Consider the following 12,815-nt stretch of genomic DNA (forward strand, 5'->3'; position numbering starts at 1 on the left):
GATCGACTCGGCGACGCTTCGCCGACGAAAACAGAGGACAACGAGTGGTGCAAAAGACAGCGTCGAGCGCCGACCTGACCTGGTTGTTGGATGATCTGGTTAGCCGGGTCACGCAGGCTGAACATGCCATCGTCCTCTCCGTGGACGGCCTACTGGTGGCGTCCTCGAAGGGACTGGGCCGCGACGACGGGGAGCATCTGGCGGCGATGGCGTCAGGCATCCAGAGCCTTGCCAGGGGCGCCGGGCGGCGGTTCGGTGGCGGAACGGTGCAGCAGACCATCATCGAGATGTCATCCCAGTTCCTGTTCGTCACGGCGGCGGGCCGGGGCGCGTGTCTGGCCGTACTCGCCGACGAGGACGCCGACGTCGGGTTGATCGCGTACGAGATGGCGATGCTGGTGACCCGGGCCGGGAAGTTCCTCGCCTCTCCGGCCCGAGAGGGCGGCCCGGTGTCGCCTCCGGTCGAGGAGAGGTAACCCGCCATGGCCGCCCCCGAGGGCGAATCCTCAGAGGATGAATGGGTCGACGACCATGCCGGACCGGTGGTCCGTCCGTACGCGATGACCCGTGGGCGGACCAGGCCGGTCCGGGGCAGGTTCGACCTGATCTCACTGGTGATGGCGACCCGGGTCAGGGCCGCGCCGGAGGTCGGTGTCGGGCCCGAGCACCTCGCCATCGTCGGCCTCTGCCAGCGGGCCCAATCGGTCGCCGAGGTCGCGGCGCACCTGAACCTGCCCCTGGGAACCATCCGCGTCCTGCTCGGCGACCTGCTTGAGCGGCACCTCGTCGAGGTGCGGGAACCCCGGCCGGCGACCGCCCAACCCGACGACAGCGTATTCGAGGCAGTGATCAATGGACTACGAGCACTCTGACACCGCGGCCGGCGGCCTGACGCTGCCGACCGCCGTCAAGATCCTTATTGCCGGTGGCTTCGGGGTGGGTAAGACCACCATGGTCGGAGCGGTCAGCGAAACCCCGCCGTTGCGCACCGAGGAGGTCCTCTCCGAGCAGGGCATCGGAATCGACGACCTCTCCGGCGTCGAGGCGAAGAGCACCACCACCGTGGCGATGGACTTCGGGCGGATCACGATCAGCGACGATCTGGTGCTCTATCTCTTCGGCACCCCCGGGCAGGACCGCTTCTGGTTCGTCTGGGACGAGCTGACGCTGGGCGCACTGGGCGCGGTCGTCCTCGCCGACACTCGCCGGCTGGCCGACTGCTTCCCCGCGATCGACTACTTCGAGCGCCAGGGCACGCCGTTCATCGTGGCGGTGAACTGTTTCGAGGGCGCCCGCCAGTATCGGCTCGACGAGGTCCAACTCGCGCTGAACCTCGACCCGGACGTGCCGGTGATGCTCTGCGACGCCCGCCGGAAGGAGTCCGGCAAGGAGGTCCTGATCGCGCTCCTGGAGCGGGCGATGCAGCGCCGCCGCCGGGACCACGTGGCGTCGGCGAACTGACCACCGGCGCGGGCGGCCCCAGCGCCCGTACCGGCGACGTTCCCGACCCGCGCATTCCGGGGCACGGGGACACCCTTCGTCGAGCACGAGGGTGTCCCCGTCCGGGCGGTTCGGCGGCGAGCAGGGAGAGCGCTACCTCGGGGTGACGCCGTTGAGTCCGTACTCCTTCTGGATCTTCTTCCCGCTGTCCCGCCACCAGTCGTCGGCGGTGTAGTTCCCGCCGATGTTCGGGTTGCCGTGCCAGGTGGCGTTGAACCTGTCGGTCTGCGGGTCGTAGAACGCGCTGATGTCGTACTTGACCCCGTCGTCCTGGGTGTCCTTCGACGGGCTGAACTGGGAGTTGCCGTTCAGCTCGTCCTCCAGTTTCCGGGCGTCCCGGTCCGCCTTGTGGAAGGAGTCTCCCGCCGCGTCGGCGTCCTTGCGGGAGGCGATCGCGTCCTTGCGGAACTGGTCGGCCGTCTTCTTCCCATAGCTGTCGTCGGGATTCCGCTTCGCCCAGCTCTCGGCGTTGGCGGCCTTCGCCTCGTCCAGGTCCGCCTTACGGCCCGCCGTGTCGCTCGCCGTACGCAGCTCCTCCGCGTTCTCGCGCAGCGGGGCGACCCGTTCGCGCTTGTTGGCGACGTCCTCGTTGACGATCTTGGCGACCTGCTTGGGGAAGTACTTCTGGTGCCACTCGGCATCCACCTGGGGCGGGAACTTCTCGCCCCGCCCACCCGTGTACGGCTTCAACTCCCCGGAGAAGACCGGGTTGATGTGGTGCTTGTTCTGGTGCGAGTCCACCTTGACCACCACGCCGTCATGTTCGCCGACCTCGACGAAGTCCTTGTTGCCGGACCCGGAACCAGAACCGGAGCCGGACGCGGTGGCGTTGCCCGCGTCGTTGCCGCCGCCGGGGCGCTTGTTCTTCTTGCCGCCGCCGCTCCCACCGGCGCCGCCGGTCGCACACGGAGTCGTCTTGGACTTGGTCAGACCCAGTGGGTCCGCCTCCCGGTACGGGTTGGCCACGTACGCGGCCGGATCCGGTGCCGGAGCGAGCCCGAGCGGGTCCTGGCTCACGTACCGGCCACTGACCGGGTCGTAGTAGCGGTAGACGTTGTAGTGCAGGCCGGACTCCGGGTCCAGATACTGCCCCGGGAAGCGCAACGGCATCGGGTCCCGGGCGTCGGCGACGGACCCGGTCAACGGCGCACCCCAGAGCGAGCTGCGGCCCTGCCAGACCAGCTCGCCGTCGGTGTCGACCAGTTCGGTCGGGGTTCCCACCAGATCAGTCACGATCGAGTAGAAGTGGCGGTCGACCTGCTCCTGGTCGGGGCGGACCGACTGGGCCACCGGGTGCCGCTGCTCCGGGTGGTGCTCCCAGGTGGTCACCCGGGCGCGTCCCTCGGCATCGGTGTGGACCTCCTCGACCAGGAGCGTTCCGTCCCAGACGAAGTCGACCTGCTCCACCGGGATCCCCGGGTCCTGCGGCGAGAAGCGCCGCTTGGCGATCCGCCGCCCCAGCGGGTCGTAGAGGTAACGCCACCGGTCACCGTCCGGGGTCGACACCTCGACCAGGCGGTCGTGCGCGTCCCAGCCGAACCGCCAGGTCCGTTCCCCGGTCACCGCATCGGTCACCGTCCGACCTGTCATCCGCCCCTGCCGGTCATACGCGTACCGCACGGCGCCGGCCTCGGTGACCAGGCCACCGTCGTAGCGCAGCTCGCCGGAGTACGCGGAGCCGCCCACGTTCGCGGAGCCGCCCACGTTCGCCGAGATCAGGTTGCCCACCGGGTCGTACCGGTAGCTCTCCGCGTGCCCGGGGCCCTGGACGCCGACCACCCGCCCGGTCGGGTCCAGCTCGAACTCGACGCGACCGGCCCGGTCGTCGTGGATACCGACGAGCGCCCCGTCAGCCCGGTAGTCGAAGCGCCGGGTGCGGCCACCGGGAACCACCTGCTCGGTCAGCAGGTCACCGGCGGCGAACGTCTGCCGCAGCAGCACCCGACCGTCGACGCTGCGGTCCAACTCCCGGCCACGCCCGTCCCGGCGGAAGCTGGTGGTGTGCCCGGCGGTCCGCAACGACACCGGATGACCGAACGCGTCGTACGACCAGACGCTCTCCGCCCCGGACGGCGTACGACGGCGACACGCCCGGTCCTCGTCGTCGTAGGTGAACGCGAGCGTGCGCCCGTTCGTGGTCGAGGCGGTGACCCGGCCGAACTCGTCCCGTTCGATGATCACGACAGCGTCCTCGTTGGCGGCCCAGACCAGGTTGCCGACCGGGTCGTAGCGGTAGGCGGTGGTCCCCGAGACGGTACGCCGTTCGACCACGTTGCCGAGCAGGTCGTGTTCGTACTCGGTGGTCTCACCGAGCGCGTTCGTCGACCGGACCAGTTGCCCGGCGGCGTCGTAGGCGAACCGCAGCACCCGCCCGTTGAAGTCGGTCTCCTCGACCAGTCGCCCGGCCGCGTCGTGCACGTACCGCCAGACCAGGCCCCTCGGGTCGGTCACCCCGGTCAGTCGCAGCTCGGTGTCGTACTCGTAGCCGGTCCGCGCTCCGGTCGCGTCGACCGTCGCCAGGACCAGGCCGAAGGGGCCGTACTCGGTACGGCTCACCTGGCCGGTGGCGTCGACCCGCTCGACCGGGTTGCCCTCGTTGTCGTACCGCACCTGCTCGGGCCGTCCCCAGGCGTTGGTCCGGGAGACCCGCCGGCCGGCGGCGGTGCCGTCCACGACTGGTTCGTCCTCCCCGAGGCGGTCGTAGTCGAACGGCTCGGCCACACCGACGGTCGTGGCGTTCGGGTCCGGCGCCTCCTCGTAGTGGCGGGAGAAGAGCCGGTCCCCGTCCTCCACCACGATCGTCATCGCGTCGCCGCGCGAGGTGGTGCCGACCACGCTGCCATCCGGTCGGACCACCGTCTCCAGCCGCCCCACCTCGTCGTACGTGTAACGGGTGATCCGGCCCAGTGCGTCGACCCGCGCCATCAGCCGGTTGTACGGACCCCACTCGAAGCGGGTGGTGTTGCCCAGCGGATCGGTCTCGCTCGCCACGTGCCGCAGTTCGTCGAGGCGGTAGACGGTGACGTTGCCGAGGGAGTCGGTGTACGTGGTGAACCGTCCCTCACGGTCGTAGGCGAGCGTGGCGCTGAGGAAGCCGCCGTCGCCCTCGGTCCGTACGCACCGCCCGTCGGCGTCGTACGTGTACCGGTAGCCGACCCCGTTACGGTCCCGCCAGCCGGTGATCCGCTCGTCGTCGTAACCGAACCGCATCGGCTCGCCGGAGGGGTTGGACACCTCGACGAGCCGGCGCCGGTCGTCGTAGCCGTACGAGGCGACCAGCGCGCCCGGCGCCCCGGCCCCGTCGACCAGGTGCAGCGCGGTGATCCGACCCGCCTCCGTACGCACCGAGAGCGACCGGCCGGACGGGTGGCGTACCAGGGTCGGAACGCCCCGGTCATCCCGGTCGACCTCGAACCGGTTGCCGAGGGCGTCGGTGACCGCCGAGAGGAGCCCGATCGCGCCGGAGACCCGGAAGTGGGTGGTCCGGCCGAGCAGCGGGTCGGTGAGTTCGGCGGAGCCGTCCCCGGCGATCGTCAGCGGCCAGCGCGGGCCCTCGACCGGCAGCGCCGGTTCGCCCGCCGGCGCCGGTGGGTATACCAGGATCATGCCGTCGGGCGAGAAGTAGCAGACGCCCTCGGCGTCGAATTCCAGTCGCTCGTCGAAGGTCGACGCCCAGGACGGTCCGAACCACCCGCCGGCCCGGTACGACGACACGTGCGTCCGGGTCATCAGCATCGGCAGCGGTGCCGGCAACTCCAGGTCGGTTTGGGCGAGCACCATCTCGCCGGTGACGACGTCGACCGGGTCGGTGACACAGTCGCGGATGTCCAGCGAGACCGAGGAGTCCCTGGGTACGGGCGGCCGGTTGGCGCCGATACCGGTGCCCGCACCGCCGCGCCCGTTCAGAGCACCACCGATCGTCTTCCCGCCACCGGCGTCGAGCCCCTTGATACCGGCCGCGATGCCGTCCTTGGCGCCGCCCGACAGCAGCTTGCCGCCCTTGGCGGCGAACTTCATCACCCGGCCGACCAGCCGGCCGCCCGGCACCAGGCCGAGTGCGATGCCGGCACCGGCCATGGCGATCTCACCCGCGTCCCCGCCGGCCAGTGCGCTGGCGAAGTCGATTGCGCCGGAGAGTAGCCCGATCGCCTGTCCCAACGGAGGGAAGATGAACGAGGCGATCGCGGAGAGCACGTCCAGCACCGTGGTGATCCACTCGATCACGGTGCTGCGCAGGAAGTCCACGAACGCCTGGAACGCCTCCGCGATCTTCTCCCAGATCGACCGCTGCGGTGCGTCCTTCGCCAACTGACGCAGCACCTGGGCGGCCGTACGAGCCGCCTGGTCACGCAACGCGGTCGCCTGGCCCAGTATCGCCTTGGCCTGGTCCAGCGCCTGCTGTGCCTGGTCCTGCCGGTTGCGGGCCGCCGCCACGTCGTCGTTGGCCGCGTCGGTCGCGGCCGGATCCGCCGCCGTGTCACCACCGAGGGCCAGCACCGCCGCCTGCGCCAACGCCAACGCGGCCTGGGACGAGCCCTGGTCCTGGGACGCCTGCCGGGCCTGCTCCAGCGCCCGCAGCGACATCGACTGCGCTTCCTGTAGCGAGGGCAGGTACCGCAGGTAGGCGTCGGCCGCCTGGCTGTAGGAGTGGGCCATCGTGTCCAGCCGGCCGGGCAGCTTCCCGATCAGGTCGCGGAATGCCTCCATCGCCTTGCCCTGACCCACGTCGACCTGTGACCCGGAGGCGAGCAGGTCATGCGCCTCCTGCGTGGTACGGGCCAATTCCTGGTACGCGGCCGTGATCTCGTCGAAAGATTCCGGATCCCCCGGCACCGGATCCGAATCGAGCTGCAACACCGACCACTCGGCATCCCCCGGACGCGTCATGACGACCTCCCCACCACACGGTCTGGTTACTCCCGCAGCGGTGGCGCGTGCCGGGAGCCGCCTCGAACACGTAGCCGGCGAGGAACCGGTTCACCTGGGTGAACCGATCCCCGCGTACGTCCGTGTGATGAGTGTCGAGGAGTGGGTGTCAGTGGCTCGGTGGCTCCTCGGGAAGGTCGTCGCCGTGGGCGTAGTAACTCGTACCCAGCTTGGGTCCCCACCCGACGGTGAGGATCGCGGCCGGTTCGTCGTCCGGCTCGCGTAACGGTAGGCCGGCGTTGAGCAGTGGCTGCCACTCCACGGTCAGGAACGGTCCGGTCGTCATGTCCACGCCTCCTCGGCCACCAGCGGGTCATTCGACAGCTCCGGTGGTACGACCTCCTCCGAAGGGCCCGGTGGCCGCCCACGCCGCGTGTCGAAGGTCGGGTCCGGAGGCGCCGCCCGGTGGTAGGCGGAATAGCGGTCCTGGTAGTCGATCGCGGCCTGCACCAGTGCCGGCTCGGAGAAACGGGGCCCCCAGAAGGCAGCGTTGATCGGCAGTCCTTCGGTGCGGTCGTATCCGATCGGGAACGACACCATCGGCCAGGTCAACGCGTTCGGTAGCTGGTAGAACGTGCGGTAGTTCGGCAGTTGGGTGCCGCCGAACCGTGGACCGATCCGCGCCCCGATCGGCAGTACCAGCATGAAGTCGACGCCGGACTCGTCCAACGCGCGCTGGTAGTTGGCCTGGAGCGTACGGCGGCGGCGTTCACCCTCGTCCCTGACTGCCGCCGGGATCGAACCGGCGGTGGCCGCCGCCGTCGCGAGGTCGCCGAACTGCCGGCGCAGCGCCTCGGCGTTCGCCGGGTGGGTGTCGGCGAAGACCTGCACCGCCTGCCAGTAGCGGATCTCGTACCGGTTGGGGGACAGCACCGCGGTCGCCGGCGACACCGGGTTGCCCACCGGCACCGGCAGCCGGTCCGTGGTGCGGAAGTACGGGTCGTTCTCCGGCACGGTGACGTCCAGGCCGGGAAACTCTCTCACCCGTGCCCCGAGACCGGCGAGTTCCCGTTTGAACCGCTCGAATGCCGCCCGGTAGTCGGCGTCGTAGGTCTCGGCCGGCGGAGTGCCGGTACCGCCGGCGGTCATCCAGTCCGTCTGCGGGATGCCGATGGTCACGCCGGCCAGCGGGTACCTGCCCTTGCGCGCGGCGACCGGGAGGGTGGGGAACGGGTTCGGGGCGGAGAGCGTCAGCGGGTCGGGAGCGGGGTCGGGGCCGAGGATCGCGGTCAGGACCAGCGAGGCGTCCCGTACCGATCGGGCGATCGGGCCGAGTACGTCGTAACCAGGGGAGAGGGGCATCACGCCGGCGGTCGAGACGAGACCGAGCGAGGGCTTGATGGCGCTGGCACCGTTGGCCGAGGCAGGCATCATGATCGATCCGCCGGTTTCCTCGCCGATGGTGGCCGCCGCCAACCGGGCGGAGGTGGCGACACCCGATCCCTGGCTCGACCCGCCCGGGACGAAGCGCGGGTTCCAGGCGTTGCCGGCGAAGGTGCCGGAGATGGAGCCGGAGAACGCCGAGGCGATGGTGTGACCGATGATGACCGCGCCCTGCGCGCGTAACTTGGCGACCACCGTGGCGTCGCGGTACGCCACGTTGCCGTCGTACGCGTGGGTGCCGTTCTTGGCCTCCAGTCCGCGTACGCCGACCGAGTCCTTGATGCCGAACGGGATGCCGCACAGCGGCGGCACTGAGGCGTGTGATCCCTTGCGGAGCAGCTTGTCCGCGGTGGCGGCCTGGGCGAGCGCGCCGCTCCGGTCGATCCGCACGAACGCGTTGTATGCGCCGTTGTCGCCGTAGGTCTCGAACGGACCGTTGAACCGGTCGATGCGTTCCAGGTAGGCCCGGGTCAGCTCGACCGAGGTGAGCTTCCGTGCGCGGAGCAGCACGATCAGCTCGGCGATCTCGTAGTCGACGATCCTGGCCCGGCGCGGGATGTCCCGCGCCGAGGGGAGTGAGGCGAGCAGTTGCGCCGAGCCGTCCTGGGTGGCCGCCGCGGGCTCGGCCAGGACGAGGGTGGCTGCGGTCGCGCCGGCGACAGCGGCGCCGCCGCCGAGGAACGTCCGTCGGCGCAGTGCAGGATTTGGGGCGTTTTCCGGGCGGGGAGGTGTGGAAGAGGTGGCGAGCTTGTCGGTCATGTGCTGGCGGCTCCTGTCTTGGGGCAGGAATGGGCACCATGCCGAGATGCCCGCCGGCTGCCGGCTGGCAGCCAGTCAAGATCCTTGCAACGCCGTCGATGCCGGGCGTTTTCGATCTCTTTTCGGCTCGGTAAACCCCGGCCGCCGCGCCACGTCGGTCCCGGGTGGACGGCACGTCGTCGTCGCCACGACGCGTCTCCTACCCGGTCTGCGTCGCGGCGTGGGAGTCCGTCGGTGGTGAGCTGGGGTCAGATCGCGAACGGTACGCCGGTGAGGCGCTCGCTGGTGGCCCAGAGCCGTTCGCCCTCGGTCCGGTCATCGGCTCCCCGGGGCAGGGAGACCCGTTTCGGGGTGCCCGAGGTCTGGTTGCGGGCGGCCGGGCCGATGAAGTCGCCGCTGCGGACGTCGGGGCTGGTCGCGGCGTACAGGCTGGGCCAGGCGGCGCCCTCGGGGGAGCCCATCAGGAACCTCTCCATCACCCCGGTCAGGGCCCGGGCGACCGGCCCCCGGGTGTGCTGTTGCAGGTTGGTCATGGCCGCGCCGGGGTGGATCACGACGGCGTCGATGGTGGTGCCGGCGAGGCGCCGGGCCAGTTCCCGGGTGAAGACGACGTTGGCGCGTTTGGATTTCGCGTACGCGCCCATGGGCCGGTAGCGCTCCTCGCTCATCAGGTCGGTCAGTGCCCCGCTGGGCCACTTCGCCGCGATCGCGCTGACGGTGACCACCCGGGCCGAGGGGGAGCGCCGTAGCGCGGGCATGACCTGGGCGGTGAGAGCGAAGTGACCGAGGTGGTTGGTGCCGACGGTCAGCTCGAACCCGTCCCGGGTCCTCCGCCGTTCGGGGATGTTCATGACGCCGGCGTTGTTGATCAGCAGGTCGAGGGTTCCCGCCGCGGCCACCCGCTCGGCCGCGGCCCGGATCGAGGCGAGGTCGCCGAGGTCCAGCAGGAGCGTGTCAAGATCCGCCTGGGGCAGGTCGGCGCGGAGCGTCACCGTCGCCTCGTCGAGCCTGGCCCGGCTCCGGCCGGCGAGGATCACCCGGGCTCCGTGGCTGGCGAGCACCCGTGCCGTCTCCAGACCGATTCCGCTGTTGGCTCCGGTGATGAGAGCGGTGCGACCGGTCTGGTCGGGGATCGCCGCCGGGGTCCAGTGGATGCGGGTGGCCATGACGCCTCCTTGGTAGTGAACATTCATTCAGTAACTCGACCGTATCCGCGTTCGGTCAGACTTGTCAAATGAACGTTCAGTAGGCACCCTTGACGGCATGACCACGCGTGATCCCGAGACCAAGCGCCGACGCCTGCTTGAGGCGGCACTGGCGGAGTTCGCCGCGTACGGCCTGGCCGGTGCGCGCGTCGACCGCCTCGCCAAGCGGGCCGGAATCAGCGCCGGGCTTGTCTACTCGTTCTACGAGAACAAGGAGGGGCTGTTCGAGGCCGTCTTCGACGCGATCGTCGAGCAGGTGGTCACCGGAGTCCCCATCGACGCCGACGACCTGGGTGAATACGCGGGACGTCTCTACGACGCCGGCCTGGGCCATCCCCAGGTGATGCGTTTCATCGGCTGGTACGAGCTGGAACGCGGCGCCTCCGCCGGCAACCGGGCGTCCACCTCGGCGGCGATGAAGGAGAAGATCGACATGGTGGCGGAGGCCCAGCGTCGCGGGGCCGTGACCGACCGGTTCGCCGCCGGGCAGATCCTTGCCCTGGTGCTCAACCTCGCGAACATGTGGCAGCTCCAGGGCGCCGACTTCCTGGACCTGGTACCCGAAGCGAACAGGCGCGCGACGATCGTGGACGCGGTTCGCCGCCTGGTCGTCGCCTGACTGGCCCGCGCTCGGCTACCGCCGGCCGAGTCCGTCACGCTGATTCCAGGATCACCGCCGCCGCCTCGTGGTACGACTGGCTCCGTGACGGCAGTTGCTCGACGCGGGCGCTTCACGCGCGAGCCGGCGGCCCGGACCTGGGCGGTGGCCCGGACGCGGGCGGAGGTATGGAAACGGGCGGCGCATGACGACGGACAGGTATGTCGGACTGATTCGTGACCCGGATCAGCCGCAGCGGGCCACGGCCGTCGAACTCTTCTACGATCTGGTTTTCGTCTTCATGCTGGCCCGGCTCGCCGAGGCGCTGATCCACGACCTGCACCCACTCGGCGCGTACGAGGCGCTGATCCTGCTGCTCGCCACCTGGTGGGTCTGGTCGTACACCAATCTCGCCACCGACACGCTCGATTCGAGCCGGCCCGCCGTGCAACTGCTCGTCATCGCGATCATGTTCGGCAGCCTGGTGATGTCGACCGCGGTGCCGGACGCGTTCGACGGTCGTGGCCCGCTCTTCGCCTCCGCGTACGTCGGCATCCACCTCGGCCGCAGCCTCGTACTCGCGGTGATCCTGCGCCGCCACCGGCTGCGCAACCGGCCGTTGCGCGGCCTCTTCTGGTTCGGCATGTCCGGCGCGCTCTGGTTCGCCGGCGCGTTCTCCCCCGGCGGCGAACGTGTGCTGCTCTGGACGCTGGCGCTGGCTCTGGACTACCTCGGACCGATGCTCCGTTGGCCGACCCCGTGGCTCGGACGCTCGCCCGCCTGGGAGTGGAACCTCGCCGGCGAACACCTGGCCGAACGATATCGGCAGTTCATCATCATCGCGCTCGGCGAAACCATCGTGATCACCGCCCGGACCTTCCGGAGCAGCGACTACGGTTCGCAGCGTGTCGCCGCTTTCGTCACCGCGTTCGCCACCACCGTGCTGCTCTGGTGGATCTACTTCTACCGGACCCGGGAGAAGCTGGGCAACGCCATCACCGGCTCCGCCGACCCCGGTCGGGAGACCAAATGGGCCGGGTACGCACACCTGGTCATGGTGGCCGGCGTGGTCCTCACCACCGTCGCTGACGAACTGATCATCAAGCATCCGTACGGCCCGATGCAGGAGAGCTGGATCGCGGTGATCATCGGCGGCCCGGTGCTCTTCCTCCTCGGCCGTACGCTGCTCGGCCACGAGGTCTTCGTGCACGTGGCCCATCCCTGGGTGGTCGGTACGTGTGTCCTGGTCGCCATGGCGCCCGGAATGCTCTTCCTGCCTCCGGTCGCGGTCTCCGCCGTCGTCGTGGCCGTGCTGTTCGCGATCGTGCTGGCAGACGCCTTGAGTACCCGGGAGCGACGCAGCGGGACCGTGCCCGGCGTCGCCGCTCGTCGGCGCACCGGCTGGCGGCGTGCTGGCTGGCGGCGCACCGGCTGGCGGCGTGTGAGGAAGGGGCCCTTCCTATACAGAAAGCGATAACAAGGGGCCCTTCCTTACGGCGCGTGCCAGTCGGGGACGTGGGCGCCGGGAAGGGTGAAGGTGGTGAAGTCGGTGGTGTCGCGGAAGGCGGGCACCGTGTAGAGACTCCGGGCGTACGCCCAGAGGTGCGGGTATTCCACCAGCCCCGGGTTGATCGCACGATGGGCGTTGGGGCCCACGTCGTACCGGACCAGCGTCACCCAGAGCCGGACGTCGGCCTCGGTCAGGGTCGAGCCGATCAGATATCGGCGGGTCGCCAACCGTTCGTCGAGTCGAGCGAACGCGTCGAGCAGCGCCGTGCGGGCGCGTGCCCCCTCCGGACCCGGGCGGCTCGCTGCCATCACACCATGGTTGACGACCGGGTTGAGCCAGTCGTCCAGCGCCTCGATCTCGTCACGGTGCCGCTGCGGATAGGTGTCCACGAGTGGTTCGGCGAGGTGGTGGAACCGGGTGGCGAGGTCGATGCCGAGGGTCTTGAAGTCGTTGCTGACCACACGGGCGGTGGCACGGTCCCAGAGCGTCGGTACGGATACGTGACCGTCGAAGCCCTCCTCGGTCGCCTCGTACACCTCACGCAGCAGGGTGAACCCGTTCACCGGATCGGGTCCGTAGCGTTCGCGGAACGCCCAGCCGCGCCCGTCGCGTACGTTGTCCACGTAGGAGACGGTGACGACGTTTTCGAGGTTCGCCAGGGCCCTGGTGATGAGCACCCGTTGTGACCAGGGACAGAACCATCCCGCGTAGAGGTGGTACCGCCCCGCGCGGGGGGTGAAGCCAGCGATGCTGTTCTCGTTGATGCGCTCGGTGAACCGGTAGAGCGGGCGGCGATCGTCGGGGTGGCGGTTGATCCGGTATTCGCCGTGGGTTCCGGGGTCGACGGGGCTGGCCAGGCGACTGAAGGACGAGAGTTTCGGCACGGGTCTACCTCCGAGCGGTCGGAGCGTACTTGCCGATCTAAATCCTATCT

General features: G+C 69.8%; 10 protein-coding genes. 5 read left to right on the top strand and 5 right to left on the bottom strand.

Annotated elements, in window-relative coordinates:
- Positions 1–44: 44 nt before the first annotated feature.
- Genes ACIBF5_RS18340 through ACIBF5_RS18350 form a run of 3 tightly spaced genes read left to right on the top strand, consistent with a single transcriptional unit; the run spans position 45 to position 1,461 of the window.
- Positions 45–476: a roadblock/LC7 domain-containing protein gene (locus ACIBF5_RS18340; RefSeq protein WP_396813032.1), complete on the top strand. Its 432-nt coding sequence runs from the start codon at positions 45–47 to the stop codon at positions 474–476.
- 6 nt (positions 477–482) lie between these two features.
- Positions 483–872 (top strand): DUF742 domain-containing protein, encoded by a 390-nt coding sequence (locus ACIBF5_RS18345; RefSeq protein WP_396813034.1) that lies wholly within the window; start codon positions 483–485, stop codon positions 870–872.
- On the top strand, positions 853–1,461 hold the full coding sequence (locus tag ACIBF5_RS18350) for a GTP-binding protein (protein ID WP_396813036.1): 609 nt from the start codon (positions 853–855) through the stop codon (positions 1,459–1,461). The genes ACIBF5_RS18345 and ACIBF5_RS18350 overlap by 20 nt, the downstream gene beginning before the upstream one ends.
- A 132-nt stretch (positions 1,462–1,593) precedes the next feature.
- On the opposite strand, the gene ACIBF5_RS18355 is transcribed toward ACIBF5_RS18350, so the two are convergent.
- The 4 genes from ACIBF5_RS18355 to ACIBF5_RS18370 all read right to left on the bottom strand — a co-directional run bounded on the left by ACIBF5_RS18355 (position 1,594) and on the right by ACIBF5_RS18370 (position 9,734).
- The gene (locus ACIBF5_RS18355) at positions 1,594–6,387 is read right to left on the bottom strand and encodes a DUF6531 domain-containing protein (RefSeq protein ID WP_396813038.1); all 4,794 of its coding nucleotides are present in this window, start codon (positions 6,385–6,387) and stop codon (positions 1,594–1,596) included.
- Between the two features lie 148 nt (positions 6,388–6,535).
- Positions 6,536–6,712: a hypothetical protein gene (locus tag ACIBF5_RS18360; RefSeq protein WP_396813039.1), complete on the bottom strand. Its 177-nt coding sequence runs from the start codon at positions 6,710–6,712 to the stop codon at positions 6,536–6,538.
- The gene (locus tag ACIBF5_RS18365) at positions 6,709–8,568 is read right to left on the bottom strand and encodes an amidase (RefSeq protein WP_396813040.1); all 1,860 of its coding nucleotides are present in this window, start codon (positions 8,566–8,568) and stop codon (positions 6,709–6,711) included. The genes ACIBF5_RS18360 and ACIBF5_RS18365 overlap by 4 nt, the downstream gene beginning before the upstream one ends.
- 248 nt (positions 8,569–8,816) lie before the next feature.
- Positions 8,817–9,734 carry an oxidoreductase gene (locus ACIBF5_RS18370; protein ID WP_396813042.1) on the bottom strand — a complete coding sequence of 306 codons (918 nt, stop codon included), beginning with the start codon at positions 9,732–9,734 and terminating at the stop codon, positions 8,817–8,819.
- Positions 9,735–9,831: 97 nt separating this feature from the next.
- On the opposite strand from ACIBF5_RS18370, the gene ACIBF5_RS18375 reads away from it, so the two are divergent.
- Positions 9,832–10,392, top strand: coding sequence for a TetR family transcriptional regulator (locus ACIBF5_RS18375; protein ID WP_396813044.1), 561 nt, complete (start codon positions 9,832–9,834; stop codon positions 10,390–10,392).
- A 184-nt stretch (positions 10,393–10,576) separates the two neighbouring features.
- Positions 10,577–11,848, top strand: a complete 1,272-nt coding sequence (locus tag ACIBF5_RS18380; RefSeq protein ID WP_396813046.1) for a low temperature requirement protein A — start codon at positions 10,577–10,579, stop codon at positions 11,846–11,848.
- Positions 11,849–11,862: 14 nt separating this feature from the next.
- Here ACIBF5_RS18380 and ACIBF5_RS18385 read toward each other — a convergent pair whose 3' ends face one another.
- Positions 11,863–12,765, bottom strand: a complete 903-nt coding sequence (locus tag ACIBF5_RS18385; protein WP_396813048.1) for a glutathione S-transferase C-terminal domain-containing protein — start codon at positions 12,763–12,765, stop codon at positions 11,863–11,865.
- Positions 12,766–12,815: the final 50 nt, after the last annotated feature.

It is taken from the genome of Micromonospora sp. NPDC050417, assembly GCF_044458865.1.
In the GTDB taxonomy this organism is placed as follows: Bacteria; Actinomycetota; Actinomycetes; order Mycobacteriales; family Micromonosporaceae; genus Micromonospora_G.

What these genes read in the sequence shown, in the direction of transcription:
- ACIBF5_RS18345 (WP_396813034.1), top strand. Translation starts at nt 483, where the DNA reads ATGGCCGCCCCCGAGGGCGAATCCTCAGAGGATGAATGGGTCGACGAC.
- ACIBF5_RS18350 (WP_396813036.1), top strand. Translation starts at nt 853, where the DNA reads ATGGACTACGAGCACTCTGACACCGCGGCCGGCGGCCTGACGCTGCCG.
- ACIBF5_RS18355 (WP_396813038.1), bottom strand. Translation starts at nt 6,387, where the DNA reads ATGACGCGTCCGGGGGATGCCGAGTGGTCGGTGTTGCAGCTCGATTCG.
- ACIBF5_RS18360 (WP_396813039.1), bottom strand. Translation starts at nt 6,712, where the DNA reads ATGACGACCGGACCGTTCCTGACCGTGGAGTGGCAGCCACTGCTCAAC.
- ACIBF5_RS18365 (WP_396813040.1), bottom strand. Translation starts at nt 8,568, where the DNA reads ATGACCGACAAGCTCGCCACCTCTTCCACACCTCCCCGCCCGGAAAAC.
- ACIBF5_RS18370 (WP_396813042.1), bottom strand. Translation starts at nt 9,734, where the DNA reads ATGGCCACCCGCATCCACTGGACCCCGGCGGCGATCCCCGACCAGACC.
- ACIBF5_RS18375 (WP_396813044.1), top strand. Translation starts at nt 9,832, where the DNA reads ATGACCACGCGTGATCCCGAGACCAAGCGCCGACGCCTGCTTGAGGCG.
- ACIBF5_RS18380 (WP_396813046.1), top strand. Translation starts at nt 10,577, where the DNA reads ATGACGACGGACAGGTATGTCGGACTGATTCGTGACCCGGATCAGCCG.